The sequence below is a fragment of the Brevundimonas sp. FV1ye29L genome (genome assembly GCF_058681095.1).
The window spans coordinates 2,319,749-2,346,112 of record NZ_CM178730.1 but is presented as its reverse complement, the minus strand read 5'-3'; the positions used below and the strand labels follow the sequence as shown (position 1 = coordinate 2,346,112).

Sequence of the window (26,364 nt, the reverse complement as noted above, 5' to 3'; positions counted from 1 at the left end):
GTCCTCAGAAACCCAGGTGGAGCGCCTCTGCGCTCCGGTACAGCATGTAGATGGCGACAACGAAGATCAGCACGGCGAAGACCGTATTCAATGCGCCCTTTTGTCCCGACAGGGCCCGGGCCAGACGGGCGCCGACCAGACCGCCCGCCACGCCGCCGGCGATGAAGACCGCCGCCAGGGGCCAGTCGACCCAGCCGTCCAGCGCATAGTTGAAGGCGGTCGTCAGTCCGAACGCCGTCACCCCGACCAGAGACGAGCCGACCGCCTGATAGATCGGCATACGGGTGGAGGCCATCAGGCCGGGGACGATCAGAAACCCGCCGCCGATGCCGAAGAAGCCCGAAAGAATGCCGGTCAAGACACCGGCGCCCGCCAGCTTCGGCGCGTTCTGGCGGTTCAGGATCACATCGGGATCGCCGGCGGCCGAGCGGCTGCGCAGCATCAATACCCCCACCCCCAGCATCAGGACGGCGAACAGGGCCAGCAGCTTCTGGCCGTCGACCGCCTTGCCGAGGGTCGAGCCGAGGACGGCGCCCGCAATCCCCGCCGCCGAAAACAGCAGGGCGATCTTCCATTTCACCGTGCCCTGACGCGCGTGGTTCAGCAGGTTGGCGAAGGCGTTGGCGGCCACGGCGAAGGCGCTGGTGCCGATGGCCAGATGGGGATCCCGGACCCCGACCAGATAAACGATCAGGGGGACGGCGAGGATCGATCCACCGCCGCCGACCAGCCCCAGGCTGAAGCCGACCAGCGCGCCGGCCCCGGCGCCGAGGACGTACTGGAGCATGGTGAGGGTGGCCGTCATGCCGGGGCTCCGTGTGCGCCGCAGCAAGACGGGCCGGACGGGCGTCCGGCGCGCAGGGTCAGGGCGATCAACTCAACACGCCAGTCTGTCGCGCAGTTTCGCCAGATCGTATCCGGCGGCGGAGGCGACCTGAAGTATTTCGTCCGCCGTCATCACCCCGGCCTGGGACAGGGCCCAGAGGGTGGTGGTGCGGGCCCCGGAGCGGCAGAAGCCGAGGATCGGGCCGGGCATCTCTTCCAGAGCCTTGCGGAAGCCGGCGATGTCGTCGGGGCCTATCGCATCGCCGCGCACCGGCAGATGCAGAAAGCCGAGGCCGGCGGTCGCGGCGGCCCGGCGGATGTCCTCGGCTGCGGGTTGCCCGGGCGCCTCGCCATCCGGCCGGTTCGAGATGATGGACGCATAGCCGCGGGCGGCGAGTTGCGGCACATCCTCCGCCCTGATCTGGGACGCGACATGCAGTCGGCGGTCTATGACGCGCACATCCGCCACGGCCTCCGGGGTCGGTTGCGGCGCGGCCGGCGGCTGCAACGTCAGGGCATCAGCGGGTCCGGACATCAAAGCAGGTCCACCGGCAATTTGAGGTAGCGGACGCCATTGTCCTCAGGCGGCGGCAACTGTCCGCCGTTCATGTTCACCTGGACGGACGGCAGTATCAGACGGGGCATGGCCAGGGTGGCGTCGCGTTGGGTGCGCATGGCGACAAACTCATCCTCGGTGACGCCGTCGCGGATGTGGATATTGCCGGTGCGCTGGGCCCCGATCGTGGTCTCCCAGGCGAATTCATCCCGGCCGGGCGGCGCCTTGTAGTCGTGGCACAGAAAGATCCGCGCCTCATCCGGCAGGGCGGTCAGGCGATGGATGGAGCGGTACAGGGTCCGGGCGTCGCCGCCGGGGAAGTCGCAGCGCGCCGTGCCATAGTCGGGCATGAACATCGTGTCGCCGGGGAAGACGGCATCGCCGATGACATAGGCCAGACAGGCGGGCGTGTGTCCGGGAACATGCAGCACCACAGCCTCCAGACCGCCGATGGCGAACCGGTCGCCGTCGTTGAACAGCCGGTCGAACTGGCTGCCGTCACGGCGGAATTCCGTCCCCTCGTTGAAAATCTTCCCGAAGACCTCCTGCACCTGGATGATCTCGTGGCCGATCGCCAGCTGGCCGCCCAGTCGCGCCTGCAGATAGGGCGCGGCCGACAGGTGGTCAGCATGCGCATGCGTTTCCAGCAGCCACTGAACCTCAAGATCCTCGGCCATCACCCAGGCGATCAAGGCATCGGCCGAGGCCTTTGAGGTGCGGCCGGCGGCCGGGTCGAAGTCCAGAACGCTGTCGATGATGGCGCAGGCCCTGGAGCCCGGATCGCGCACCACATGGCTGACGGTGAAGGTGGCCTCGTCGAAGAACGACCTGACGACCGGGCGTCGTGCGGGGTCTGCAAGCGCGGCCTCTACGACGTCGGCGGCCTGGTCCCTTGCGGGATCGATGGGCGAAGGGGTCACAACACATCTCCCCGTTAATCCGGAATGAACACATATATCTTTTCATAGTTCATGCAACTATGTATTTTGGGTGTGGCGTTCCGCCGCGACCCGGACTAGCCAAGACCATGGACAGGAATTTGATGACGGATACGCCTCCGATCCGCCCCTTGCGCATCAATGATCGCGCCCCGGACTTTTCAGCCCGCACCACACGCGGCCAGAAGCGGCTGAGCGACTATCGCGGCCGCTGGCTGGTGCTGATTTCCCACCCGGCGGACTTCACCCCGGTCTGCACCAGCGAGTTCGTCGGTCTGGCCCGGCGGCAGGCGGAATTCACAGCGATCGGCTGCGAGATCATGGCCCTGTCGGTGGACAGTCTGTATTCGCACCTCGCCTGGCTGAAGGACATTCATGACCGCCTGGGCGTGAAGGTGGAGTTCCCGATCATCGAGGATCCCTCCATGGTCATCGGCCAGGCCTTCGGCATGGTGGATCCGGCCTCACCTGACAGCGCCACGGTGCGTGCGACCTTCGTCATCGATCCCCAGGGCGTGGTCCGCGCGACCAGCTGGTATCCGATGACCGTCGGCCGGTCGGTTGAGGAGCTGCTGCGTCTCGTCAAGGCGTTACAGGCCTCCGATCGCGAGGGCGCCTCGGCGCCGGAAGGCTGGACGGAAGGCGCGCCCCTGCTGGAGTCCGCCGCCGTGGATCTGGACACCGCCCTCGCGGACGGCGATCTCTGGTACTATCGGGAACGGCGCAAATGACTCCGGTCGATCCGGAGGTGATGGAGCAGCTGAAGCTGAGGGCTCCCCAGGCCGCCGACCTCTTGCGCCAGCTCGCCAACGCCAACCGCCTGCTGATCCTGTGCCATATCTCGCAGGAAGAGCGCTCGGTCGGCCAGCTGGAACAGGATCTGGGCATTCGCCAGCCGGGGCTGTCGCAACAGCTGGCTGAACTGCGCCAGTCCGGGCTGGTGAGGACCCGTCGGGAATCGCGGTCGATCTTCTATTCCATCGCCGACGATCGCGCCGAGGCCGTGATGGCCATGCTGTACGAGATCTTCTGCAAGGACGCCAGGAGCGTGACGCGGCGCCTGCGGGAAGGCGACACGCCGCCGCCGCCGGAGCCGCACGGAGACGCCGCCCGTTTCGCCCGGATCATTCCGGGGGGGTGATCCGCAGCATCAGCGCCTTCACGTCCTGAAGGAAGCGGGCGACCCCGGGTTCAAGACTGTATTCGCGCCAGGTCGCCCGGGCCTCGCTGCGGACAAGACCGAAATGTCTCAGCACATGCAGGTGCTGGGACACCATCGACTGTGACGCGCCCGTGGCCTCGACCAGGCCGGCGACCACCAGGGGACCTGCAGCCAGACGATTGAGGATCGTCCAGCGCACAGGGTTGCTGATGGCCTTCAGAAGCCTGGCCTCTGTCTCACGCCCGCCGGTCATCTCGCAGCACCACATAGATCGCCGGGATGACCAGAACCGTGAGCAGGGTCGACGAGGCCAGGCCGAACAGCAGGCTGATGGCCAGGCCCTGGAAGATCGGGTCGAACAGGATCACGGCCGCGCCGATCATGGCCGCCAGTGCGGTCAGGGCGATGGGCTTGAAACGGATGGCCCCGGCCTCGAGCAGAACCTCGCGCAATGGCCGGCCGTCGCCTCCGCTGTGGCGGATGAAGTCCACCAGCAGGATGGAGTTGCGCACGATGATGCCTGCCAGGGCGATGAAGCCGATCATCGACGTCGCCGTGAAGGGGGCGCCGAACAGCATATGGCCGATGACGATTCCGACCAGTGTCAGGGGGATGGGCGTCAGGATGACCAGCGGCAGCCGGAAGCTCTTGAACTGGGCCACGACCAGCACATAAATGCCGAGGATCGCCACCATGAAGGCCGCGCCCATGTCGCGGAAGGTCACCCAGGTGATCTCCCATTCGCCGTCCCACAGGATCGACGGCCGGCTCTCGTCGTCGGGCTGGCCGTTCAGGCGGACTTCAGGCGCGGGCAGGGGCCCCCAGTCGGCGGCCTTGATGGCCTTGTTGATCGCCAGCATGCCGTAGATCGGGGCCTCATACTGACCCGCCAGTTCGGCCATCACCATGTCAACGTCGCGGCCGTCGCGGCGATAGATGTGCGTCGATCCGGCCTCTTCCGTTGCGCTTACCAGTTCGCCAAGGGACACCAGACGCCCGCCCTGGCCCGCTGCGGCGACGGGGGTCGAGGCCAGGGCCTCGCTCCAGGTCCGCGCCGACTGCGGCAGGACGACATTGATCGCCAGCGGATCGCGACCTTCGCCGCGATGGGCATAGCCCACGGTCTGACCGCCCATCACCGCGCCGATGGAATCGAGCACATCGCGCTCGCTGGCGCCGAACCGCTCGATCTGGGCGCGGTCGGGGGTGAGACGCAGACGCGGGCGGGAAACGCCATAGCTGTCGTCGATGTCCACAATATAGGGCACCGAGGCGAACAGCTGTTTCAGCTTTTCGGACACGGCCCGCCGGGTCGCGGCGTCGGGTCCATAGACCTCGGCCAGAAGGGTGGCCATGACGGGGGGACCCGGAGGAGCCTCGACGACCTTCAGGGCCGTGCCGGCCGGCAGGGTCAGCTCGCCCAGACGTTCACGCAGGTCCAGGGCAATGTCATGGCTGGCGCGTTTGCGGTCGCCCTTGGGCGCCAGGGTGATGGCCAGATCGCCCTGCTCAGGCTGGCTGCGCAGGAAATAGTGGCGCACCAGGCCGTTGAAGTTGAAGGGGGAGGCGGCGCCGGCATAGCTGTCGATGGCCTCGACCTCGGGAATCCGGCGCGCCACGGCGGCGGCCTGACCCAGAACACGTTGGGTGGTTTCCAGGGCGGACCCCTCGGGCAGGTCGGCGACCAGCATCAGCTCCGACTTGTTGTCGAAGGGCAGCAGTTTCACCGTCACGGCCTTGAAGTAGAACATCGACATGGACAGGAGCGTCGCGAGGCCGACGACGATCAGGAAGGTCCAGGCGGATCTGCGGCTGGCGATGACGCGACCGGCGACGCGCCGGTAGGCCCGGCCCATCCAGCCCTCGTTATGCCCGTGACCCTGCGTCTCCGCATCCCCGGCCAGGGCCTTGCGCGCAAAACGGACCATCAGCCAGGGGGCGATGACCATGGCGACGAAGAAGCTGAAGATCATCGCCGCCGAGGCGTTGATCGGGATCGGGGCCATATAGGGGCCCATCAGGCCGGACACGAACAGCATGGGCAGCAGGGCTGCGACCACGGTCAGGGTGGCGACGACCGTCGGGTTGCCGACCTCGGCCACCGCCTCGATGGCGGCCTGAATTCTCGACCGCCCGTCGTTCATGGCCCAGTGGCGGGCGATGTTCTCGATCACCACGATGGCGTCATCGACCAGAATGCCGATGGAGAAGATCAGGGCGAACAGGCTGACGCGATTGATGGTGTAGCCCATCAGGTTCGAGGCGAAGAGGGTCAGCAGGATGGTGGTCGGGATCACCACCGCGGTGACCGCAGCCTCGCGCCAGCCGATGGCGAAGCCGATGAGCACGACGATGGAGACCGTCGCCAGCGCCAGGTGGAACAGCAGCTCATTGGCCTTTTCATTGGCCGACTCGCCATAGTCCCGGGTCACCGCGACATGGAGTCCCTCGGGGATAAGCGACCCTTCAAGGCTCTCGACCCGGTGCAGGACGGCCTCGGCGACCACCACGGCGTTTGCGCCTTCGCGCTTGGCGATGGCCAGGGTCACGGCCGGCGCCTCGGTCCAGCGCCCGCCGGCGTTTCGGGACCAGCGCGAGACCCGGGACTGGTCGTCGGCCGGACCCCGGACGACGCGCGCGACATCGCGGACGGCGACCACGCCGCCGCCGGCGGCCGGAACCTCCAGAAGTTCGATATCGCTGACCGAGGCCAGGGTGCGGCCGGCGATCACCGAGCGGGCGCCGCCGTCCTGACGCACGAGGCCGCCGGGGAAGGCGCGATTGGCCTGGCGCACCGTGTCCATGAGCGTTCCCAGAGCCACGCCGTTCAGGGACAGGCGGGCGGGGTCGGGCTCGATGCGGATTTCCTCCGGCTGTCCGCCGACGACATAGGTCTGGCCGACGTCCTGGACCTTGATCACCTCTGTCTGGAGCTGGTCGGCGAGGGTGCGCAGGGTGGCCTCGTCCCAGCGCCCCTGGTGGGCCGCGTCGGGCGACAGCGTCAGGGTCAGCATGGGCACATCATTGATGCCCTTGGCCCGCACGAGGGGCTCGGGCACCCCCTGCGGAAGCCGGTCCATATTGGCGCGCAGCTTTTCATGAACCCGGACCACGGCGTTGTCCGGATGGGTGCCGACCTTGAACCGGGCCACGACCATGACCTGATCGTCGTCGGCAAAGGTGTAGACGTGATCGACGTCCGGGATGGCCTTGACGATGGCCTCCAGGGGCTTGCCGACCAGTTCGACGGCGTCCGGCGCCGACAGGCCCGGGGCGGGCGCCATGATGTCGATCATCGGCACGCTGATCTGGGGCTCCTCCTCGCGGGGGATGCTCAGGACGGCGAGGAAGCCCATCGCCAGCGCCGCCAGCAGGATCAGCGGCGTCAGGGGGGAGCGGATGAAGGCGGCTGTCAGCCGGCCCGAGAGACCCAGGTTCATCTTACGCGTCCTAGTGGCGGTTCTGGGCCGGGGCGGCGGGCGGCGCGATGCGGTCCCCCGCGACCAGGCCGCTGAGGATTTCGACGGAGCCGGCGTCAGGGCCAGGCGCGGTCTGGACCGGCGTGTCCGATCCGTCCGCCAGCCTCACATAGTCCACGCCGAATCGCGTCGAGACGAACCGCCGGGGCACGACGATGGCCTGACGCTCGCCGACGGGCAGGCGGACGCCGATCCGCCGGCCGATCAGGGAGGCGTCCAGACCCGAGGCGTCGATATCGGCGACGACCTGGCCCGCGATGACCGATGGATAGACCTGGGCCACCCGCGCCGCGACGGCGGCTCCGGCGGGACCGTCCGGCGTCATCTGCACGCTGGATCCGACGCGAAGGGATCCGGCCTGGCCCTCCGGCAACTGCACCCGCACCACCATCGGGCCGGAGGTGACGGTGGCGATCGGCTGACCCGGCATCACCACCGAACCGACGGGGACGTCCGCCTTGAGCACCCGGCCCGAACCCGGGGCGAGGATGGCGCCCTGGGCGCCGACCTCGGCGCTGGCGGCGCGCTGGGCGCGGGCGGCGTCCAGGTTGCCGCGGGCGGCCCGGGCCGCGGCCTCGACCTGATCCAGTCGCGCCTGGGCATAGACGCCCTTCTCGAACAGGCCCCGGGTGCGGCCCAGATCGGCCTGGGCGCGCTCGGACTCGGCCTCGGCCGCCTGGACCAGCGCGGCGTAGCTGGCGGTTTCCAGACCGATGCGGGCATCGCGAACGACGCCCAGAACCTGTCCGGCCCTGACCATGTCGCCCTCGCGCACATTGAGGCGAACCAGGGTGCCGCCCGTCCGCGCCGTCGCCTGGCCCATGTCGCGGGTGGTGATCTCTCCGGCGACCGGCTTCATGTCGGCGACGACGGCGCTCTGGACCGTGAGGACGCCGGCGATCGGGGCAGGCGCGGTCTCGCGCGCCGGCTCGGGCTTGTCTCCGCAGGCGGAGAGGGGGGCTGCAGCGAGAAGGGCCGCAATGGCGAGGCGGGCGACGGTCGGGGTCATGGGGTCAGTTTCCGGGCGAAATCAGAGCGGCCGGCCGGTGGCCGGATCGATTTGAACGGTCGGGAGGCCGGCCGCCTTCCAGGCGCCGATGCCGCCGGCGAGGTGGCGGTCTGCGGGCAGACCGGACAGGCGGCAGGCCAGAACGGCCTTCATCGAACGTATGCCGGATCCGCACTGGAAGATCACCTTCTGCGGATCAACCACGGCCAGGAGGCTGGCCGGATCGAAGGTCGAGAGCGGCAGGTTGAGCGCGCCTGTGATGCGTTCGACGGCGAACTCCGCCGGCTCACGCACGTCCACGATCAGGATCGCGCCGTCCTGCTGGGCGGCGAGCGCCTCGGCGGCCGTGATGTTCAGGATGTCAGTCTCGGCGGTCATGGCGTGTTCGCTCCCGGTCTCGTTCCAGTGTCATATTTATATAGTTGCATATATTATATGTTGAAGATATGGGTCAAGCCTCATCGGTCGCGGAGCGCGGCGGCGCTCCGGCCGGAAAAAACTGGAGGGACATCCATGGGCACCGCCGCCAAACCACATATCGTCGTCCTCGGCGCCGGCCTGGGCGGCTCAATCGCCGCCTTCGAGATCAAGGACGCGGTCAAGGACCGGGCCCGGATCACCGTCGTGAACAAGGGGTCGACCTTCCATTTCGTGCCCTCGAACCCCTGGGTGGCGGTGCGCTGGCGCGACCGGGAAGCCATCGAGGTCGATCTGGTCCCGGTCATGAAGAAGCGGGGCGTCGAGTTCATCGCTCGCGGGGCGAGCCGGGTGCGGCCCGCCGACAACGAAATCGATATCGAGACCGGCGAGGTCCTGGCCTATGACTATCTGGTCATCGCCACCGGGCCGGAACTGGCCTTCGACGAGATCGAGGGGCTGGGTCCCCACACGGGCTTCACCCAGTCGGTCTGTCACGTCGACCATGCTGAATCGGCCAGCGACGCGTTTGACCAGCTGGCGGCCAACCCGGGTCCGGTGATCATCGGCGCCGTCCAGGGCGCGTCCTGCTTCGGGCCGGCCTATGAGTTCGCCCTGATCCTCGACACCGAGCTGAAACGGCGGAAGGTTCGCGACCGCGTGCCGATGACCTTTGTGACGTCCGAGCCCTATATCGGCCATCTGGGTCTCGACGGGGTAGGCGACACCAAGGGTCTGCTGGAGAGCGAACTGCGCCAGCGCCACATCAAATGGGTGACCAACACGCGGGTCGCGTCGGTGGAATCCGGCGTCATGCACGTCGAGGAGATCGCCGAGGGCGGCGTCGTCAAGACCGTCCACGACCTGCCGTTCGCCTTCTCGATGATGCTGCCCGCCTTCCGCGGCGTCGAGGCGGTGCGGGGCGTCGAGGGTCTGGTCAATCCGCGCGGTTTCATCCTGGCCGACAAGCACCAGCGCAATCCCACATTCCCGAATGTCTATTCCCTCGGCGTCTGCGTCGCCATCCCGCCGCTCGGGCCGACGCTCGTCCCGGTGGGCGTGCCGAAGACCGGCTTCATGATCGAGAGCATGGTCACCGCGATCGCCCACAATCTCGCCGAGGAGATTGCGGGCAAGCCGCCGACGCATGAGGCCAGCTGGAACGCCATCTGTCTGGCGGACTTCGGCGACGGCGGCGTCGCCTTCTTCGCCCAGCCCCAGATCCCGCCCCGCAACATCAACTGGGCGGCCAGCGGCAAATGGGTTCACCTCGCCAAGATCGGTTTCGAGAAATATTTCATCTCCAAGATCAAACGCGGCGAGAGCGTCCCCTTCTACGAGAAGATGGCGCTGGATCTCATCGGCGCCCACAAGCTGAAGGACTGAATCCCCGGGCGGGCTGTCTGCCCCAACCGGCGCTGTGCGGTCCGCCCCCCCTGATCCCGACCACCTCCTGAAGGACACCCCCATGAATATCGATCGCGCCGTTATGGTCTTTGCCGGCTTCGTGGTTCTCGTCGGCGTCGGCCTGAGTCTGACGGTTCATCCCTGGTGGATCGGCCTGACCGCCTTCGCCGGGCTGAACATGATCCAGGCGGCCTTCACCGGCTTTTGCCCCGCCGCCATCGTCTTCAGGATGATCGGTCTGAAATCGGGGGCCGTGTTCCGGTGAGGCGGGCGGCTGCTCTGGCGACCTCTCTGGCGGCCCTGCTGGTTCTGGCCAGCGGCGCGCCGGCTGCGGCGATGGATCTGAAGCAGGCGCTGGCCGCCGCCCGGGCGTCCAGCCCGGACTTGGCCATGGCGACCGCCGACGGCGAGGCCGCAGCCGCCCGATACGGCCGCGCCCGCGCCGCGCGCGGCCCCACTGTGGCCCTGAGCGGGATGATCGCCGAGGGCCACAGCGATCTTGGCGGTTTCTTCGGCCTTGGCGCGTCCGACATCACACCCTCGTCCGTGGCGCTGGAGGTCAGCCAGCCGCTGTTTTCCAGTGGTGCGATCGCCGCCGGGGTCGCCGGCGCCGGCGCGGATCGGCGCCGCACGGAACAGGGCGTCCGGGCGGCCGAGGCGCAGCTGACCGTGGCGGTGGTCGAAGCCTATGCCAACGTCCTGGTCGCGCAGCAGGGTCTGGATACGGCCCGTCGTCAGGAGGCGCTTCTGGCCGAGATCACCCGTCAGGCGGGCGAGCGGTTCGAGGCCGGAGAGATCGCCCGATCCGACTATGCCGAGGCCACGGCGCAACGGGCGGGAGCGATCGCCGGGCGCGCCTCGGCCGAGGCCATGGCGGAAGCGGCGCGCGCCGAGTTCGAGCGGATCACCGGAACTCCCGCTGTCGATCTGGCCCCCTTGCCGGAGGCCGCGACCCCCGAAGGCGATCTTGACGCCCTGCTCGCCCGCGCACAGGCGGCCAATCCCGCCCTGCTGGCCGCCGAGGCGGCGGAAACGGCGGCGCGGGCCCGACTGCAGGGCGCCCGCGCCGCCTTCGGACCCAATGTCGCCCTGACGGCCCAGACGGCGCAGATCCGCGACCAGTTCCTGCCGGGCTATCGCAGCGACGAATGGCGCGTCGGCCTTCAGGGCCGGTGGGTGCTGTTCGACAGCGGCTCGACCGCCGCCGCAGTGTCCGAACAGGCGGCCGGGGTCAGGAACGCGGAGGCGCGGACCCGGGCGACCCGGTCGATGGTCGAGGCCCAGACCCTGTCGGCCTTCCATACCGCCCACGCGGCCCGCCTGCGCCAGTCCGCCGCCCGGGCGGCCTGGGACGCCAGTGTGATCGCCGCCCGCAGCGTCGCCGAAGAGGTGCTCGCCGCCCAGCGCCCGCTGGTCGACCGGCTGGACGCCGAGGCCCGGCTTGCCGCCGCCGACCGGTCGGTCGCCGAAACGGCCAAGGATGCGCTCGTCTCGACCTGCCGCGTCCAGGCGTTCGTGGGCGACGCCACCTGCAACGGCCTCTTCCCGCCGGAGTGACAAGCCGCAGACAGCGGTCCGCGCGCGCCTTCATCTCCTGTGAGGGCTATGCCGGGGATCCCGCCTTTCATCTGCGGTTCGCCGGGACGTTTTGTCGAAAGCCGGCGCGTCGTGAACGCATCGAGGCGACGGTGAGGCCGCAAGGCGGACCTAGCCCAGGCCTGAACCGGCATCGGCGATGTGGATCCGGGCGCCCCATTCCGCTGCGGCCTTCACCGCGTTGGGCGGCGGGTCCAGATCCGTCACCAGATCCTGCACCTCGCTGAACGCTGCGACCTGGATAAATCCGGCCCGGGCGAACTTCGTATGGTCGGCCAGAACGACAACGCGCCGCGCCCGGGCCAGCAGGCTTTGCTTGAACGCGGCCTCGTCCGCATCGAAATCGAGGAAACCGCGGTCGGCGTCGACCGCGCCCATCGACAGGACAGTGAGGTCGGGCGCGAACCGCTGGCAGAAGCTCTGGGCCTCGGGCCCGAACGCGGCATGATGGGTCGGATTGATCTGGCCGCCGGCGAGCAGCAGCCGGTGACCCGGGTTGCCCAGCACCTCATGGGCGATCTCGACGCTGTTGGTCAGGATCGTGAGGTTTCGAACCGACGCCAGGCTGCGGGCCAGCCAGTGACAGGTGGTGCCGGAGTCCAGCAACAGGGTCATGCCCTCGGTCACCATGGCCGCCGCCGTCCGGGCGATACGCTGCTTGGCCTCCGCGTTTTCACGCAGGCGCAGGCGGTAGGGCGCCTCGATCTTGTTGCTGGTCGCCGACAGGCCGCCGTGGACCTTCTGGATGACGCCGCTCCGCTCCAGCTGGCGGGCATCCCGGCGGATGGTTTCCTCCGACACCTCGAACCGGTCAGCAAGCGCCGAGACCGGCCAGAATGTCTGCTCGTCCAGCAGCTGAAGAATCGCGGCGAGCCGGGCTCCCTGATTCAGGTGCTTCGTATCGTGGAGATTCGACGTGCTCATTGACAGCCTACTATCAAGCGGAAATCCCACACACAACCACATAGGTCCACATGACGGGCCTGCCGGCAGGGCCCGGGCCGAATCCGGACGGCCGCTCCCAGGCTTGTGTTGCAAAAGCCCGGCGCGCGGCCGATGGGCTTCAAGGGCCCCTTGACGCGAAACGAGAGGCGCGACGCCCTGCCCGGATGAGGGCGTTCCCACACGAGCCCACACATTTCAACATAAAAGCCTCAAACTGTCACGTGACTGCCATGCGGCGAACCTAAGCCTGCGCCACTCGGTGGCGGGATCGGCATCCAACCGGTCGTCGCTGGATCGAGCGCTCGTTTCGCACCATTTGTCGGGGGACTGTCATGTCAAAGCTGAACGCCGTTGGGCCCGTGCGGCCTAACTTCAAGAATATCCTGCTGGCCACGGTCTCGGTGATGATCGCCGGGGCCGGCGCGACGGGCGCCGTCGCCCAGGAGGCGCCGGTTACGGCCGTCGACGAGGTTGTCGTGACCGGCTTCCGCAAGTCGCTGAGCGACGCGCGCGACATCAAGCGGGACTCGGTCATCGCGGTGGACGCCATCATCGCCGAGGACATGGCCAAGTTCCCCGATCTGAACCTGGCCGAGTCGCTGCAGCGCCTGCCGGGTGTGCAGATCACGCGCGAGGCCGGCGAGGGCCGCCGCATCTCGCTGCGCGGACTGGGGGCCGACTTCAGCCGCGTCCAGCTGAACGGCATGGAAGTGCTGGGCAACGTCGACTCTGCCCAGGACAGCCGCGGCCAGCGCTCGCGCGACCGCGCTTTCGACTTCAACATCTTCGCCTCGGAACTGTTCTCGCGGGTCGAGGTCGAAAAGACCTTCCAGGCCTCCCAGAAGGAAGGGGGCATGGCCGGCACGGTCGGCCTGTTCACCGGCCGGCCCTTCGACTATGCGCCGGGCATCAACGGGGCCATGACCTTCAAGGTCGGCACCAATGAATACACCGAGGACGCCCAGCCGCGGATCGCCGCCCTGTTCAGCCAGAACTGGGACAACCGGTTCGGCGTGTCCTTCTCGGTGGCCTACAGCCAGCGGGAAACCACCGAACAGGGACATAACACCTACAACTACAGCCGGCCCTCTGCGACGACGCTGCAGGGTCTGGTTACCCGTGGCCTCGACATTTCCCGGCTTTCGGCGGCCGAGCAGACAAAGTTCCTCTCCGGCGACCTGTATTTCGCCGACGGCAACCGCATCTCCTCGTGGAATGCGGAGCAGGAGCGTCTGGGCCTGACCGCCGCGATGCAGTGGCGTCCGACGGACACCATGGAACTCACGCTCGACGTGCTCCACGGCGAGTTCTCGACCCGTCGCAGCGAGGTCCATCTGGCCACCCGGCCTCTCGCCTCGACGGGCTCGGTCGCCTTCGACACCGCCGCCGCGACGATCTGGCCGGCCGCGTTCCAGAGGCCTTCGGTCATCAATGACATCGCCTGGGACAGCAGCAACTACGTTACCATGACTGACGTGACGGGCACGACGTTCGGCAGCGAACACCGCCGCTCCCTGAACGAGAACGAGTTCAACCAGGTGGTTCTGACCGGCAAATGGGACCTGTCCGACCGCCTCGTGGTCGATGGTCACATCGGCTACGAAAAATCGACCTACGACACTCCCTATGACGACAAGCTCTATATGCGCGCCAAGGGCAATCTGGTCGCCAGCTACGGGGCTGACGGCCGGTCGGCCACGTTCGACTATCCGAACTGGGACCCGACCAACCCCGCCAACTATGCGATGGACTCGTTCTACTACCGCGGCTTCAACAATGAATCCGAGCTTCGCGAGGGCGAGTTGAACGCCCGCTATCTGATGAGCGATGTCTGGACCCTGAGCGCGGGCGTGGCCTACCACCGCTTCCGTCAGGAAGGCATCGACCTGTTCTACGATGACAACGTCAACGGCACCCGCGCCAAGATGCGGGGAACCTCGGTGGCCGATGTCACCTCGGTCTATACCAACGCCTTCGGCTCGTGGCTGATCGGCGACTACGACGAGGCCTTCGCCAAATACCGCGAATACCACCGCTTCGAGCCCAACACCGACGGCACGGGCGGCGCGCTCCAGGACATCGAGAACGTGTTCGAGACGACCGAGGAAACGGTCTCGGGCTTCGTCCAGGCCGACTGGGACAGCGAACTGATGGGCCGCCGTTTCCGCGGCAACGTCGGCCTGCGCGGCTACAGCACCGATACCCGCAGCGTCGGCTGGATCCAGGGCGACAGCTACGCCTATCTGGGGACATCCGACGTCAAGGGCGGCTACGAGGGCGTTCTCCCGGCCATGAACGCCGTGCTGGACGTGGCGGATGACGTCCTGCTCCGCTTCTCGGCCACGCAGAACCTGAACCGTCCGGGCCTCGGCTCGATGGCGGCCGAGGGCAGCGCCTTCAGGAATGACGACTCCGGCGAGATCACCGCCTCGCGCGGCAACCCCAACCTGGAGCCCTACAAGGTCAACGCCTACGATCTGGGTCTCGAATACTATTTCGGTGACGTGGGTCTGTTCGCCGTCACCCTGTTCCAGAAGGACATTACCAACTATATCGGGTCGGTCCTGCTGGAGAACATCCCGTTCAGCCAGACGGGCGTTCCGTCGGGCACGATCCCGGGCGCCACGGAATCCACGATCGTCAGCGAGTTCTCGATGCCGATCAACATCGAGGGCACGAACACCCTGACCGGCGTGGAACTGACCATGCAGGCGCAACTGACGTTCCTGCCGGCTCCGTTCGACGGCTTCGGCGTCGTGGCCAACTTCACCAGCGTGGAAGCGGATGCGGATCTGACCGGCTTCTCGCCGCAGAGCTACAACGCCACCCTCTACTACGAGACGAGCCGGTGGGGGGCCCGCGCGTCGATGAGCCACCGCGACACCTGGTACAGCGGCTACAACGCCAACCCGATGAGCGCCGGCACGCGGGGCTTCGAGGGGTCCACCTATGTGGACGCCTCGGCCTTCTTCAACGTCACGGACAGCCTCCAGATCAATCTGGACGCCGTCAATCTGACGAACGAGACGGACACCCAGTTCTGGGGCAAGAACCGCTACCTCTATAACCAGAACCAGAGCGGAACGACCTATATGGCGGGACTCAGCTACAAGTTCTGAGACGTCGGCCAGACAAGACCCGGCGCTCCGCTCCTTCGGGGGCGGGGCGCCTTTTTACGGGTGCCCAGAAACATGATCGTTTCCCATCGTCACCGCTTCATCTTCGCCGCCGTGCCCAAGACGGGCACCCATTCCGTGCGCCAGGCCCTGCGCGAACAGATGGGCGAGGAGGACGCCGAACAGGTGGGCCTGTTCGTCGACAAACGCTTCCCCTGGAAGGATCTGGCGGCGATCCGCCACGGCCACCTGTCCCTGCGGCAGATCCGACCCTATGTCGGCGATGAGGCGTTCGCCGGCTATTTCAAGTTCGCCTTTGTGCGCAATCCGTTCGACCGGTTCGTCTCCTACTGCGCCTTCATGCTGAGGGGCGGGGACGATTTCCAGCAGCGGCCGCAGGACGTGATGCGCCATTTCCTGTTCGCCCAGCCGCCCGAACAGCATGTGCTGTTTCAACCCCAGGCCTCGGTGCTGGTGGATGATGATGGCAGGACGCTGCTGACCGATGCGGTCGGCCGGGTCGAGGACATGCAGGGTTCGTATGACGCCCTCTGTGAACGGATCGGCATCGCCTCGCGCCCGCTGGACCGGGTCAACGGCAGCCGCCACGGCGACTATCGGCAATACTATGACCAGACCCTGATCAATGCCGTCGCCGCCCGCTACGCGCTGGATCTGGAGCTGTTCGGCTACGATTTTGAGGGCATGCGATGAGCGACGTCGCGGCCAGGCCCGCCGCCAATCCGCGCAAGACCACGGGCGTTCGCTCCCTGGGGCCGGTGGAGATCAGCGCCCTGCGTGAGGCGGTGCTCGCTATCCCGGAGGCGGTCTGGGCGGCGGAGAATGCCGGCAAGCCGAACAAGTTCGAGGCCCTGGGCGGGACGCGCCACATCGTTTTTCGTTTTATCGACAGCCCCCGCGACTGGCGCGGGTCGCATGACCGGCCCGCCTGGCCGCAATGGCGCGCCCTGCTGGAGCCGGTGCTGGCCCAGGCCGTGCGGGGTTACGGTTATGCGCACGGGGTGTTTCCGCGCATCATGCTGGCCCGGATGCCGGCGGGCGGGGTGATCCACCCCCATATCGACGCCAACCCCGCCGCCAAATGGCCGCACAAGATCCATCTGCCCCTGACCACCAATCCGGGGGTCGTGTCGTTCTTCGGCGGGCGGGAACACCGGTTCCCGACAGGCGAGGCGGTCGAGGTCGACAACCTCGGCCCGCACTGGGTCCGCAACGGCGGGGACAGCGACCGCATCCATCTGATCTTCGAATACTATGACGCCGATCAACCCGAGCCGGCATGGCTGGAGCCCTTCCTGCGCAGCGGCGCGACGCGATGACGGCCGCAGCCCGAGCCCAGGATCGCGACGCCCGCCTGCAGATGGCGCGGGAGCAGCGCGAGCAGCGGCGGATCCCGGAGGCTCTGGCGACCCTCGCCCGGCTGGAGGCGCGGCATCCCGGTTTCAGCCGCCTGTATCAGGAGCGCGGCCACTGCCACATCCTGAGCGGCAATGCGCCGGCGGCCGTCGAGGCGCTGGAGACTGCGGTGCGGCTGAACCCGACCTTGCCAGCCTGCTGGGACATGCTGGAGCAGATCCACCGGATGCGGGGGGAGGCCGCCCGGGCAGAGGAGGCCAACCGTCAACTGGCCCTGCTGAACCAGCTGCCGCCCGAGATCGTGGTCGCCAACAGCCTGTTCGCCGACGGCGACCTGGCCCCCGCCGGGGACGTCCTGCGGGACTATCTGGATCGGGACGCCGACAATGTCGGCGCGTGGCGGCTGCTGGCGCGGATCCGCACCGAGGCGGGCGCCCTGGAGGAGGCTGAAGGCCTGCTGGAGCAGGGGCTGGCGCGGGCGCCCGACTATCATGCCGCGCGGCTGGACTACGCCATGGTGCTGCTGCAACGGCAGAAGCCCCTGGCGGCGCGACAGCAGGCCGGGGAACTTCTGGCCCATGACCCGGACAACCGCGACTACCTCAAACAGTATGGCGCGGCCTGTGTGGCCCTGGGCGACCATGAGCCGGTGATCGATCTGTATGAGCGCCTTCTGGCCGGCCTGGCGCCCGGACCCGAGGCCGCCGACCTGAGGCTGTGGCGGGCCAACGCCCTGAAGATCATGGGGCGGCAGGCCGAGGCGGTCGCCGATTACCGCGCCGCCCTGGACGCCCGTCCCGACTATGGGGTGGCGTGGTTCAGCCTGGCCAATCTGAAGACCTGGCGCTTTTCTGAAGACGACGTCGCCCGCCTGCGCGCAGCCGAGGCCCGGCCCGGGCTTCAGGCGATGGACCGCGTTTATCTGGCCTTCGCCCTTGGCAAGGCGCTGGAGGACGAGGGCGACTACGCCGGCTCATGGGCCTGCTACGAACGCGGCAACGCCCTGCGGCGGACGGCCGGCCGCTATCGCCCCGACGTCGCAGAGGCCTGCGCCGCCCGTCTGACGTCGGTGTTCACTCCCGAGTTCTTCGCCGCCCGCGCCGGGTGGGGTCTGGACGATCCCGCGCCGATCTTCATCCTGGGTCTGCCGCGTTCCGGCTCAACCCTGATCGAACAGATCCTCGCGTCCCACAGCCACGTCGAGGGGACGCAGGAACTGACCGAAATCGGCCGCTACGCCGGCGAGATCTGCGGTCGCGACCCCGATTGCGGTCTGCCGCTGGACCCCGAGGCGCTGGGGTGGTTGACGGCTGGAGAGGTCCGCGCGCTGGGGGAGCGATTCCTCGACGAGACCCGCACCTACCGCCGGCTGGGCCGGCCCTTCTTCATCGACAAGATGCCGAACAATTTCTGGCATATCGGCCTGATCCATCTGATGCTGCCCAAGGCCGTCATCCTGGATGTGCGGCGCGAACCGATGGCCTGCTGTTTCAGCAATCTGAAACAGCTGTTCGGCACGACCAATCAGGAATTCGCCTATGGCGTCGAGGATATCGCCCGCCACTATCGCACCTATCTTGACCTCATGCGGCACTGGGATGCGGTGCTGCCGGAGCGGGTGCTGAGGGTGTCGTACGAGGATGTGGTCGAGGATCTGGACGCCGGGGTGCGGCGGATGCTGGAGCATTGCGGCCTGGCCTTCGAACCGGCCTGTCTGGCCTTCCACGAGACGCGGCGCGGGGTGCGCACGCCCAGTTCTGAACAGGTGCGCCGGCCCATCGGGCGCGAGGGTCTTACCCAGTGGAAACACTATGAACCGTGGCTGGGGCCGCTTCGGGATGCGCTGGGCGACGCCATGACCGACGACAGGACCTGAGCCATGAAGCTGGCCAAACCCTTCTATCAGCTGCCGGTCCTGTTCGATGTGGCCCGGCTTCAGGCCGAGGTCGCGGCACTGCCCGTCGAAGCCTGGGTTCCGCATCCCGACCGCGTGCCGGGCAACAGCGCCGTCCGGCTGATCACCGCCGGCGGGGCCGAGACGGATTCGGTCCACGGACAGATGCTGGCGACGCCCTGGCTGGAGGCCATGCCCTATCTGCGCCAGGCCCTGGCCGGGTTCGGCGTGGTCTGGAGCCGGTCGCGGCTGATGCGCCTGGCCCCCGGAACGGGCGTGCCCGAACACGCCGACATCAACTACCACTGGCATACCCGGGTGCGGCTGCACATTCCGGTCTTCACCCGACCCGGGGTGCGGTTCCACTGTGACGGCCAGTCGGTGCATATGGGCGAGGGCGAGGCCTGGATCTTCGACAACTGGCGTCGGCACCATGTGGAGAACGCCGCCGAGGTCGAGCGCATCCATCTGGTCGCCGACACCACCGGCACCGCGGGTTTCTGGCGTTTCGCCAGCGCCGAACCGCCCCCGCGCGAGAATTGGCCGACCGTGGCCTGGGACCCGGATCTTCGCCCGCAACTGCTGACCGAGTGCGACCAGCGCGCCCCCGTCATGCCCGCCGCCGAGGTCCAGCTCCTGATCGACGACCTGTGTGGCGAATTGACAGCGGCGACGGAGTCCGCAGGGAGCGGCGAACGGATCGCACGGTTCACCCTGTTGATGCAGAGCTTCATCCAGGACTGGCGCCAGCTGTGCGCCCTGCACGGTGTCGGCGGGGCAGGGCGGCCGGATTTCCTGCGTCTGGCCCAGGCCGTTCACCAGGCCGCCCGGCCGCTGACCGAAGGTCTGGTCATGCGCACCAACGGCGCCAGCTGTCTGCATGTGCTGGAAAAGCGCGTGCTCCAGCATCTTGTCGAAGAGCCGCGAAAGCCGGGCTGAAGGTGCGGGCGGCTCCGGCATTGGCCGCAAATGGCCAATCCTCCGCAGGCTGGACATGCGCCAACCTCGATCTCTCCGGCGTTCGGCCGACCTCTGGACCTCGGGACGTCTGGGTCGGAGGCGTCGCGGGATGTCACGTCCCGCCGTCGATGCCGGAGGTCGCGCCAACCGCCGCGCGCCCCCTACTCCTGGGTCACCACCGCTTCTGAATTCGGGCGGCGCGTATCGGCGGCGCCCTCAAGCCGGCCCTGACGGATAAGGATCGACTGGCTGCTGCCGATGGTCTCGTCCACCTCGACCCGGTGGCCCAGCACCTCGAGCAGCCGAAGCGTATCGCGGTTGAATCCCGGTTCGACCATCAGGGAGCCCGTGGCGCCGTCCTGATGAATGCGCGGGGTCTGGGTCGCCTCGGCCACGTTCATGTCGTGGTCGACCACATTGACGATCAGCTGGAACAGGGTGTTGGGGATGGTCGACCCTCCCGGCGTTCCGGTCACCAGCCAGGGCCTGTCGCCCTGGAACACGATCGTGGGCGCCATGGTCGAGATCATGCGCTTGCCCGGTTCCATGCCGTTGGCGGTCAGGGGGCGGCCGTCCGGATCCATGCGACGGCTGAAGTTCTTCATCTGGTCGTTGAGCAGGAAGCCGGCGCCGTCGATCACGGCCCCCGAACCGAACGACGAGCCGAGGGTATAGGTGTTCGACACGACATTGCCGTCGTGATCCACCACGGAGAAGTGGGTGGTGTCGATGCCCTCCACCTCCCAGGGATCTCCGGGCGTCAGGGCGACGCGCGGCAGGAGGGCGTCCGGCCGGATCAGGGCCGAGCGTCGGTCGGCATAGGCCTGGGAGGCCAGTTCCGCGGTCGGCAGCCGGCTGAAATCCGGATCGCCAACGTAGCGGGTGCGGTCCAGTTGAGCGAGCTTCATCGCCTCGGCCATAAGGTGGAGACTGGCCGCCGTGCCGGCGCCCGCCGCCTTCAGGTCGAAGGCCTCGACGATGTTCAGCATCTCCAGCAGCATCACCCCGCCCGCGCTGGACGGCGGCATGGTCACGACCCGATGGCCGCGATACTGCGTCTCCAGCGGCGCCCGCTCCGCGACGCGATAGGCGGCCAGGTCGGCGCGGGTGATCAGGCCGCCATTCTTCTCCATCGACTGAACGATCCGGTCCGCGACCGCCCCGGTGTAGAAGGCGGCGGCCCCGTCCCGCTCGATCTCGCCGAGCGTCCAGGCAAGGTCGGTCTGGACCCAACGCTCGCCGGAGACATAACGCGAGCCGTCGGGCTTGTAGAAGGCCGCGCGCCCCGCCGGCCAGCGCCCGATCACCCGTTGCGCCCAGCCTGTGGCGAAGGCCTCGTCGTCGCTCAGGATCACGCCCTCGGCGGCCAGGCGCCGGGCCGGTTCGACCACCCGGGCCCAGGGCAGAACACCCCAGCGGCGATGGGCCTCCGCCAGACCTGCGACAGTGCCAGGCACGCCCGGGGCCCGATAGCCGTAGCGCGCGTCATCGGGATTGCCCCCCTCCGCCGCCGTGTACATGGCGGGTCTGGCCGCCAGCGGCGCCATGGAGCGATAGTCGAGGGCGAAGGTCCGGTTTTCGGCCGCCACATGCACCAGCATGAAGCCGTCTCCGCCCAGATTTCCGGCCCGCGGCAGGGTGACCGCGAGGGCGAAGCCGACGGCGACCGCCGCATCCACCGCGTTGCCGCCCTCCGCAAGAACCTGCGCGCCGACGCGGCTGGCCAGGGCGTTCTGGCTCACCACCATGCCGCCGCTCGAGACGACCGGATGGTGGATGGAGCGATAGTTCAACAGGGCGCGCGGCGCCTCGGCCTCGGGCGTGGCTTGCGCGACTACGGGCGTACAGGGCAGGCTCAGGAGTGCGGCCACCAGAGCGGCGATCAGGCTGCGGGACGGTCGTCTCATGGAAAGCTCCAGTTCAGCTATTCGACCGGGCGGGCGAGATAGACGTCGAGGTCCAGCTCCCCTTCCCAGCGCGCCACGGTGACGGCCACGGACAGGTCGCTGGTGCAGTTCGGGACGGTGCGGATCATGTCCAGCGGTCGGTCGAACGGCAGGATGAAGCCGACGATCAGGGCGGTCTGCTCCGGGCCCAGACCGATCACCGACAGCACCGCCGCCAGCAGGAACAGCGAGGCCGAGGGCACAGGGGCCGTGCCCATGGCCACCAGCGTTGTCACCGCCATGATGGCCAGGTAGTCCGCCAGGGCCAGTTCAACGCCGAACACCTGGGCCGAAAAGGTCGCCAGCAAACCGACATAGAGGGCTGTGCCGTCCATGCTGAGCGTCACCCCGATCGGCAGCACGGCCGATGCGACCGCCGGACTGACGCCGAGGTTCGTTTGCGCCACCCGCATGGCCACCGGCAGGGTGGCCGAACTGGAGGAGGTCGAAAAGGCCACGACAATGGCGTCGGCGATGTCCCGGAAGAAGGGGAGGGCGGGCACCCGGGCCAGAAGGCGCAGCAGACCGCCGTGGATGATCACGGTCTGGATCAGCGAGCCCAGCAAAACACAGACGCCGAGCTTGAATACATTGAAAAAGGCGGCCGGGCCGCTGGTGCCCATCACCCAGGCGATGAGGGCGAAGACGCCGAAGGGGGCCAGTTCCATGACGAAATAGACGACCCGCAGCATGACGGCAGCCGCCGAGTCGAAGGCGGCCTTCAGCGGCCGCGCCTCTTCTCCGACCACGAGTATGCCCGTTCCCATCAGGACGGCGAAGAAGATCACCGCCAGTACATCGCCCTGGGCCAGGGCGGCGACGGGGTTCAACGGAATAATCCCCGTCAGGGTGTCCGACAGGCTCTGTCCCTCGGCCACCGGCTGGGCCACGACGCCGGTCAGGTCGATCCCGAGCCCGGGCTGGATCAGGGCGCCGATCGTCAGGCCGAGGGCGGAGGCGACCAGCATCAGGCTGAAATAGAGGAAGACGGTCTTGAGCCCCACTGATCCCAGCCTGGCGGGGTCGGACATGGCCGCGACCCCCGCCACAATGGTCACGAAGACCAGGGGGATGACGAGCATCCGGATCAGCCGGACAAAGACATCGCCGATCCATTTCAGATCGACGGCGGCCTCGCCGAGCACCAGACCCGTCACCGCACCCAGCACAAGGCCGAGCAGGATGCGCCGCCACAATGGCGTGCCGAACCAGAGGTCGCCGAGGCCCGCAAGCGGCCGGCGTCCCTCGCCGGCGGGCGGGGCAGGAATGGACATCAGAACGCTCCCGTGACGTCGATGCGAAGATCAGGGGCCTGGTCCCCCCGCGAAGATCGGGGGGCGTCATCTCCGACAACGCCCCCGGTTCAGTGAGGCGCGTCAGAAGCTTCGGCGCAGGGTGGCGTACCACCAGCGCCCGCGATTGGAGTGGACGGCGCCGCTGTAGCCGAACCGGTCATCCGCCAGCGGCGGCTCCTTGTCCTCGATGTTGCGGGCGCCGACCCGGAGACGCGTGCCGTCTATCCAGCCATCCTCGCGGAAGGTATACTGGACATACAGGTTGTGGGTGGTCCAGGCGTCGATGATCCATGGATCGGTCGTGCCCGTATAGGTCGCCGACGAATCGAAGAAGTCGCTGACATAGCTGCTGTACAGACCCACCGACCACGGGCCCTGCGTCCAGGTCAGGGTGGAGGAGGCCTTCCACTCGGGCCGCCCGTTCCGCCGAAGCAGATCCTCGACACCGCTGACGGTGACGCCCGAGATCGTACCGGCCGCCAGGGCGTCCAGCAGGATCTGGTGGTCCTCGCTGGCCTCCTGGAACAGCTTGAGACGCTGGCTGACGTTCAGCGACCAGCGGAAGCTGCCGAACGGGGTGTCGCGCAGACTGTAGAACAGCCGGTAGTCGATGCCTTCCGAGTTGCGCGGCTGCAGGTTCAGATAGTCATCCTTGATCGCAAGCAGCGTCCCGACCGGGGCCAAACCCGCTGCGGCGCCGTCAGCGACCTGCTGGGCGTCGGGCGCGGCGCGGACGAGGTTCGGGTTGGAGCTGCCGATCTGCCGCAGGTAGTAGTCCATCAGCAGCTGGTTGTGTCCGCCGAAGATGCCGACCAGGTCGGTTTGCTCGATCTTCCAGTAGTCCACCGTGAAGGTCAGGGCGCCATACTGTCTCGGCCACAGGGTGGGCTCCAGCACCAGACCGAACGTGAAGTTGTCAGAATGCTCGGCCTTCAGATCCGGGTTGCCGGCCCGCTGTTCGATGCGCGATTCCGAGGTGCAGTAGTCATTGCTGGTCGTCAGGGTCGGAATGGCGCCGATCTTCAGCTGAACGGCGCAGGCCGAATAGTCGCGCCGGCTGTTGGAGCGTTCGAAATCGGGCTGGTGCAGTTGCAGCAGGTTCGGGGCCCGGAAGCCCTGTGACCATGCGGTGCGGAACATCATCCAGTCGGCAGGACGGTAGGACAGCGCGATCTTGGGCGCCGCCACGGTTCCAAACAGCGAATAGTCTTCCACCCGGCCGGCCAGCTGCATGTCGATCGACTTGACGAACGGGATATTCATCTCGGGCGAGACGATCGGCACGGCCAGTTCGGCAAACACCGAATAGACGTTGCGCGCGCCATGGCTGTCCGGGGTGTAGCTGACGCCCATCACGTCGCTCTGGGACTTGCCGCCCGCCAGATCGGTGAAGGTGATCGTGCCGTCCAGCCGGTCGTCGCGATCCTCCGAAAACGTTTCCCGCCGCGCCTCGACGCCGGCCGCGAACCCGACCTGGCCGCCCGGCAGTCTATAGATGTCCGGATGCGAGACCTTGAAGTCCCACAGCATCAACTCGGTCTCGGCCACGCGCTTCACCCGGACCAGAAGCGCGTCGATCGTCTCCGCCGTATTGACGTCGAAGCGCCCGTCCCTGGGGCTGGCCAGGTCGCCGCCGCCGAAGGGATTGTAGGCGGCGGGGGTCGTCAGGTTGATGGCCTTTTGCAGCTCCGTCATGGAGATGCCGTCCATGACGTCCGCCACCGAGGCTTTGGAGTAGAGCAGGCCTGTCTCCCAGTCGAAGCCCTTCCACTCGCCCCGGAGCCCGCCCAGGTAGCGTGTGGTCTCGTTCTCGACATTGACGTTCCGGTAGCCCAGATCGGAGAAGCGGAAGTCCTCGATTTCGACCGCCGCCCCGCCGGCGGGGAAGGCTGTGGTTCCGGTACCGGTGACGAGGCCCGGCAGGCGCGCCGTCACGCCGGTTGCGCCGAGCGGGTTCCAGTAGGCCGTCGGCGACATCAACACCCGCTGCGATGCCAGCGGCGTGTCCTGCTGTCGCTGCGAGAAGCTGTTGGCCCAGTAGTAGCCCAGCTCTCCAAAGAACTCGACGCCGTTGTCGAACCGGTGGTTGATGAAGGTGAACAGGTTCACGCGCTCGACCCCCGAGCTGATCGTGCGCATGGTGTCGAGATCGTAGCGGAGGTTGACGTCCTCGGTGGTCGTGGCCAGCGTCGAGTTGTCGAAACAGGTCCCGGTCAGGAAGCCGTTGGCCAGACAGCCCGGGTTTGTGCTGGGCTGGACGTGGAAGGAACCGGAGGTGGAGGTCAGGGTCTGGCCATTGACGCGGGTGGTCGCGCCCGCCGGCCGATAGGTGGTGGGGTTGAGGCGGATGCCTTCGGCCCAGGCCGTGATGGTGCTGTAGGTCCCGTAGTCCAGGCCTTCGGCGCGGCCGTTGAAACGGGCGACCCGACCCGCGACCGTCGCATAGTCGCGCTCCCAGATGTAGAGCGGATCGCGGGTCAGGTAGTCTCCCATGATCGAGACATTGGTCTTGCCGCGATTGAAGTCCTTGCCCGCCTGGAAGTTGAAGGAATACTCCTCCATCCCGCCCTCATCCCGGCCGAGGCCGGCTTCGACGGTGAACCCTTCGAAATTGTTGCGGAGCACCGAGTTGACCACGCCGGCCACGGCGTCAGTGCCGTAGAGGGCGGCTGCGCCGTCGGCCAGAACCTCCACGCGGCGCAGGCCCATGGTCGGGATGGCGTTGGTATTGACCGTGGTGACCGGTACGAAATTCTCGACCTGGGTGCCGGGGTGGGCCACCAGGCGGCGGCCGTTGAGCAGGGCCAGGGTGTTGCCGGTGCCGATCGCCCTGAGGTCGATCGAGGCGACGTCGCCGCGCGCATTGTTGATGCCGCCGTTGTCGGTGTCCGCATCGTTGAAGTTGACGTCGCCGGTCTGGGCGATGGCGCGGAACAGGTCGTCGCCGTCCGTGGCGCCGATGGCGTCGATGTCGTCCGAGTCAATGACGGTGACCGGCAGGGCCTCATTAATTCGGGTGCCGGCGATGCGGCTGCCGACGACCACGACGTCCTCGACCTGTGCCGCGTCCGCCGAGGCCTGGGTCCGGCGGCGCAGGATGATGGTTGTGCCGCGATGTTCGGCGATCTCGAGATCCGTGCCCTCGATCAGACGGGACAGGGCGTCTTCGGTGTCCATGGCCCCGACAACCGAGGGCGCGCGCACGCCGCCGAGGTGGCCTGTGGGGGCGGTGATCTGGATCCCCGCCTGCCGGGCCAGTTCGGGAATCGCCCGGCTGATCGGCTGAGCCGGAACATTGAAGCTGCGCTCCTGCGCCGCCGCCCCGGTGGCGGCCAGCATCAGCACGGCTCCCGCCGCCCCCGCCGCCAGACGTTGCTTCCAAGATGCCATGGTGATCCCCCGACCCGATTTGACTGAACGCCGATCCATGGACCGGTCATGT

General features: G+C 67.7%; 21 protein-coding genes. 10 read left to right on the top strand and 11 right to left on the bottom strand.

Features of this window, described 5'->3' with window-relative positions:
• Positions 1–4: 4 nt before the first annotated feature.
• The 3 genes from ACW17W_RS11480 to ACW17W_RS11470 all read right to left on the bottom strand — a co-directional run bounded on the left by ACW17W_RS11480 (position 5) and on the right by ACW17W_RS11470 (position 2,301).
• Complete coding sequence (locus ACW17W_RS11480) at positions 5–805, bottom strand: sulfite exporter TauE/SafE family protein (protein WP_492077013.1); 801 nt, start codon at positions 803–805, stop codon at positions 5–7.
• Between the two features lie 72 nt (positions 806–877).
• Positions 878–1,360, bottom strand: coding sequence for a protein tyrosine phosphatase family protein (locus ACW17W_RS11475; protein ID WP_492077012.1), 483 nt, complete (start codon positions 1,358–1,360; stop codon positions 878–880).
• Positions 1,360–2,301: an MBL fold metallo-hydrolase gene (locus tag ACW17W_RS11470; protein ID WP_492077011.1), complete on the bottom strand. Its 942-nt coding sequence runs from the start codon at positions 2,299–2,301 to the stop codon at positions 1,360–1,362. The genes ACW17W_RS11475 and ACW17W_RS11470 overlap by 1 nt, the downstream gene beginning before the upstream one ends.
• 122 nt (positions 2,302–2,423) lie before the next feature.
• On the opposite strand from ACW17W_RS11470, the gene ACW17W_RS11465 reads away from it, so the two are divergent.
• Both ACW17W_RS11465 and ACW17W_RS11460 read left to right on the top strand, forming a co-directional pair.
• Positions 2,424–3,050 (top strand): peroxiredoxin, encoded by a 627-nt coding sequence (locus ACW17W_RS11465; protein ID WP_492077010.1) that lies wholly within the window; start codon positions 2,424–2,426, stop codon positions 3,048–3,050.
• Positions 3,047–3,460 (top strand): metalloregulator ArsR/SmtB family transcription factor, encoded by a 414-nt coding sequence (locus tag ACW17W_RS11460; protein ID WP_492077009.1) that lies wholly within the window; start codon positions 3,047–3,049, stop codon positions 3,458–3,460. Before ACW17W_RS11465 ends, ACW17W_RS11460 begins: the two co-directional genes overlap by 4 nt.
• Here ACW17W_RS11460 and ACW17W_RS11455 read toward each other — a convergent pair.
• From ACW17W_RS11455 to ACW17W_RS11440, 4 genes are read right to left on the bottom strand one after another with little or no spacing between them, the layout of a single operon-like run.
• Positions 3,444–3,734 (bottom strand): ArsR/SmtB family transcription factor, encoded by a 291-nt coding sequence (locus tag ACW17W_RS11455; RefSeq protein WP_492077008.1) that lies wholly within the window; start codon positions 3,732–3,734, stop codon positions 3,444–3,446. The genes ACW17W_RS11460 and ACW17W_RS11455 overlap by 17 nt on opposite strands.
• A complete protein-coding gene (locus ACW17W_RS11450) occupies positions 3,718–6,921 on the bottom strand; it encodes an efflux RND transporter permease subunit (protein ID WP_492077007.1) in 3,204 nt (1,067 codons plus the stop codon). The genes ACW17W_RS11455 and ACW17W_RS11450 overlap by 17 nt, the downstream gene beginning before the upstream one ends.
• Positions 6,922–6,931: 10 nt before the next feature.
• Positions 6,932–7,969 (bottom strand): efflux RND transporter periplasmic adaptor subunit, encoded by a 1,038-nt coding sequence (locus ACW17W_RS11445; RefSeq protein ID WP_492077006.1) that lies wholly within the window; start codon positions 7,967–7,969, stop codon positions 6,932–6,934.
• A 21-nt stretch (positions 7,970–7,990) separates the two neighbouring features.
• Entirely contained in the window at positions 7,991–8,347 is a 357-nt protein-coding gene (locus tag ACW17W_RS11440) for a rhodanese-like domain-containing protein (RefSeq protein ID WP_492077005.1), read from the bottom strand.
• A gap of 135 nt (positions 8,348–8,482) precedes the next feature.
• Between ACW17W_RS11440 and ACW17W_RS11435 the strand changes: the two genes are divergently transcribed.
• From ACW17W_RS11435 to ACW17W_RS11425, 3 genes are all read left to right on the top strand, one after another.
• Positions 8,483–9,772 carry an NAD(P)/FAD-dependent oxidoreductase gene (locus tag ACW17W_RS11435; RefSeq protein WP_492077004.1) on the top strand — a complete coding sequence of 430 codons (1,290 nt, stop codon included), beginning with the start codon at positions 8,483–8,485 and terminating at the stop codon, positions 9,770–9,772.
• Positions 9,773–9,854: 82 nt separating this feature from the next.
• Complete coding sequence (locus tag ACW17W_RS11430) at positions 9,855–10,058, top strand: YgaP family membrane protein (protein WP_492077003.1); 204 nt, start codon at positions 9,855–9,857, stop codon at positions 10,056–10,058.
• Positions 10,055–11,350 (top strand): TolC family protein, encoded by a 1,296-nt coding sequence (locus ACW17W_RS11425; RefSeq protein ID WP_492077002.1) that lies wholly within the window; start codon positions 10,055–10,057, stop codon positions 11,348–11,350. The genes ACW17W_RS11430 and ACW17W_RS11425 overlap by 4 nt, the downstream gene beginning before the upstream one ends.
• 150 nt (positions 11,351–11,500) lie before the next feature.
• Here ACW17W_RS11425 and ACW17W_RS11420 read toward each other — a convergent pair whose 3' ends face one another.
• Complete coding sequence (locus ACW17W_RS11420) at positions 11,501–12,313, bottom strand: DeoR/GlpR family DNA-binding transcription regulator (RefSeq protein ID WP_492077001.1); 813 nt, start codon at positions 12,311–12,313, stop codon at positions 11,501–11,503.
• Positions 12,314–12,666: 353 nt separating this feature from the next.
• Between ACW17W_RS11420 and ACW17W_RS11415 the strand changes: the two genes are divergently transcribed.
• From ACW17W_RS11415 to ACW17W_RS11395, 5 genes are all read left to right on the top strand, one after another.
• Positions 12,667–15,453 carry a TonB-dependent receptor gene (locus tag ACW17W_RS11415; protein WP_492077000.1) on the top strand — a complete coding sequence of 929 codons (2,787 nt, stop codon included), beginning with the start codon at positions 12,667–12,669 and terminating at the stop codon, positions 15,451–15,453.
• Between the two features lie 72 nt (positions 15,454–15,525).
• Positions 15,526–16,164 carry a sulfotransferase family 2 domain-containing protein gene (locus ACW17W_RS11410; RefSeq protein WP_492076999.1) on the top strand — a complete coding sequence of 213 codons (639 nt, stop codon included), beginning with the start codon at positions 15,526–15,528 and terminating at the stop codon, positions 16,162–16,164.
• Positions 16,161–16,790 carry an aspartyl/asparaginyl beta-hydroxylase domain-containing protein gene (locus ACW17W_RS11405; RefSeq protein ID WP_492076998.1) on the top strand — a complete coding sequence of 210 codons (630 nt, stop codon included), beginning with the start codon at positions 16,161–16,163 and terminating at the stop codon, positions 16,788–16,790. Before ACW17W_RS11410 ends, ACW17W_RS11405 begins: the two co-directional genes overlap by 4 nt.
• On the top strand, positions 16,787–18,703 hold the full coding sequence (locus ACW17W_RS11400; RefSeq protein ID WP_492076997.1) for a sulfotransferase: 1,917 nt from the start codon (positions 16,787–16,789) through the stop codon (positions 18,701–18,703). The genes ACW17W_RS11405 and ACW17W_RS11400 overlap by 4 nt, the downstream gene beginning before the upstream one ends.
• A 3-nt stretch (positions 18,704–18,706) precedes the next feature.
• The gene (locus tag ACW17W_RS11395) at positions 18,707–19,660 is read left to right on the top strand and encodes an aspartyl/asparaginyl beta-hydroxylase domain-containing protein (RefSeq protein WP_492076996.1); all 954 of its coding nucleotides are present in this window, start codon (positions 18,707–18,709) and stop codon (positions 19,658–19,660) included.
• Between the two features lie 182 nt (positions 19,661–19,842).
• Here ACW17W_RS11395 and ggt read toward each other — a convergent pair whose 3' ends face one another.
• The 3 genes from ggt to ACW17W_RS11380 form a co-directional block, all read right to left on the bottom strand.
• Positions 19,843–21,588, bottom strand: a complete 1,746-nt coding sequence (ggt, locus tag ACW17W_RS11390) for a gamma-glutamyltransferase (RefSeq protein ID WP_492076995.1) — start codon at positions 21,586–21,588, stop codon at positions 19,843–19,845.
• 17 nt (positions 21,589–21,605) lie between these two features.
• A complete protein-coding gene (locus ACW17W_RS11385; protein WP_492076994.1) occupies positions 21,606–22,901 on the bottom strand; it encodes a dicarboxylate/amino acid:cation symporter in 1,296 nt (431 codons plus the stop codon).
• 102 nt (positions 22,902–23,003) lie between these two features.
• A complete protein-coding gene (locus ACW17W_RS11380; protein ID WP_492076993.1) occupies positions 23,004–26,312 on the bottom strand; it encodes a TonB-dependent receptor domain-containing protein in 3,309 nt (1,102 codons plus the stop codon).
• Positions 26,313–26,364 lie beyond the last annotated feature (52 nt).

Excerpts from the sequence above, each read along its gene's own strand:
- ACW17W_RS11385 (WP_492076994.1), bottom strand. The coding sequence starts at position 22,901 with ATGTCCATTCCTGCCCCGCCCGCCGGCGAGGGACGCCGGCCGCTTGCG.
- ACW17W_RS11455 (WP_492077008.1), bottom strand. The coding sequence starts at position 3,734 with ATGACCGGCGGGCGTGAGACAGAGGCCAGGCTTCTGAAGGCCATCAGC.
- ACW17W_RS11440 (WP_492077005.1), bottom strand. The coding sequence starts at position 8,347 with ATGACCGCCGAGACTGACATCCTGAACATCACGGCCGCCGAGGCGCTC.
- ACW17W_RS11380 (WP_492076993.1), bottom strand. The coding sequence starts at position 26,312 with ATGGCATCTTGGAAGCAACGTCTGGCGGCGGGGGCGGCGGGAGCCGTG.
- ACW17W_RS11430 (WP_492077003.1), top strand. The coding sequence starts at position 9,855 with ATGAATATCGATCGCGCCGTTATGGTCTTTGCCGGCTTCGTGGTTCTC.
- ACW17W_RS11460 (WP_492077009.1), top strand. The coding sequence starts at position 3,047 with ATGACTCCGGTCGATCCGGAGGTGATGGAGCAGCTGAAGCTGAGGGCT.
- ACW17W_RS11475 (WP_492077012.1), bottom strand. The coding sequence starts at position 1,360 with ATGTCCGGACCCGCTGATGCCCTGACGTTGCAGCCGCCGGCCGCGCCG.
- ACW17W_RS11400 (WP_492076997.1), top strand. The coding sequence starts at position 16,787 with ATGACGGCCGCAGCCCGAGCCCAGGATCGCGACGCCCGCCTGCAGATG.
- ACW17W_RS11480 (WP_492077013.1), bottom strand. The coding sequence starts at position 805 with ATGACGGCCACCCTCACCATGCTCCAGTACGTCCTCGGCGCCGGGGCC.
- ACW17W_RS11405 (WP_492076998.1), top strand. The coding sequence starts at position 16,161 with ATGAGCGACGTCGCGGCCAGGCCCGCCGCCAATCCGCGCAAGACCACG.
- ACW17W_RS11445 (WP_492077006.1), bottom strand. The coding sequence starts at position 7,969 with ATGACCCCGACCGTCGCCCGCCTCGCCATTGCGGCCCTTCTCGCTGCA.
- ACW17W_RS11415 (WP_492077000.1), top strand. The coding sequence starts at position 12,667 with ATGTCAAAGCTGAACGCCGTTGGGCCCGTGCGGCCTAACTTCAAGAAT.
- ACW17W_RS11465 (WP_492077010.1), top strand. The coding sequence starts at position 2,424 with ATGACGGATACGCCTCCGATCCGCCCCTTGCGCATCAATGATCGCGCC.
- ggt (WP_492076995.1), bottom strand. The coding sequence starts at position 21,588 with ATGAGACGACCGTCCCGCAGCCTGATCGCCGCTCTGGTGGCCGCACTC.
- ACW17W_RS11435 (WP_492077004.1), top strand. The coding sequence starts at position 8,483 with ATGGGCACCGCCGCCAAACCACATATCGTCGTCCTCGGCGCCGGCCTG.
- ACW17W_RS11410 (WP_492076999.1), top strand. The coding sequence starts at position 15,526 with ATGATCGTTTCCCATCGTCACCGCTTCATCTTCGCCGCCGTGCCCAAG.
- ACW17W_RS11395 (WP_492076996.1), top strand. The coding sequence starts at position 18,707 with ATGAAGCTGGCCAAACCCTTCTATCAGCTGCCGGTCCTGTTCGATGTG.
- ACW17W_RS11420 (WP_492077001.1), bottom strand. The coding sequence starts at position 12,313 with ATGAGCACGTCGAATCTCCACGATACGAAGCACCTGAATCAGGGAGCC.
- ACW17W_RS11450 (WP_492077007.1), bottom strand. The coding sequence starts at position 6,921 with ATGAACCTGGGTCTCTCGGGCCGGCTGACAGCCGCCTTCATCCGCTCC.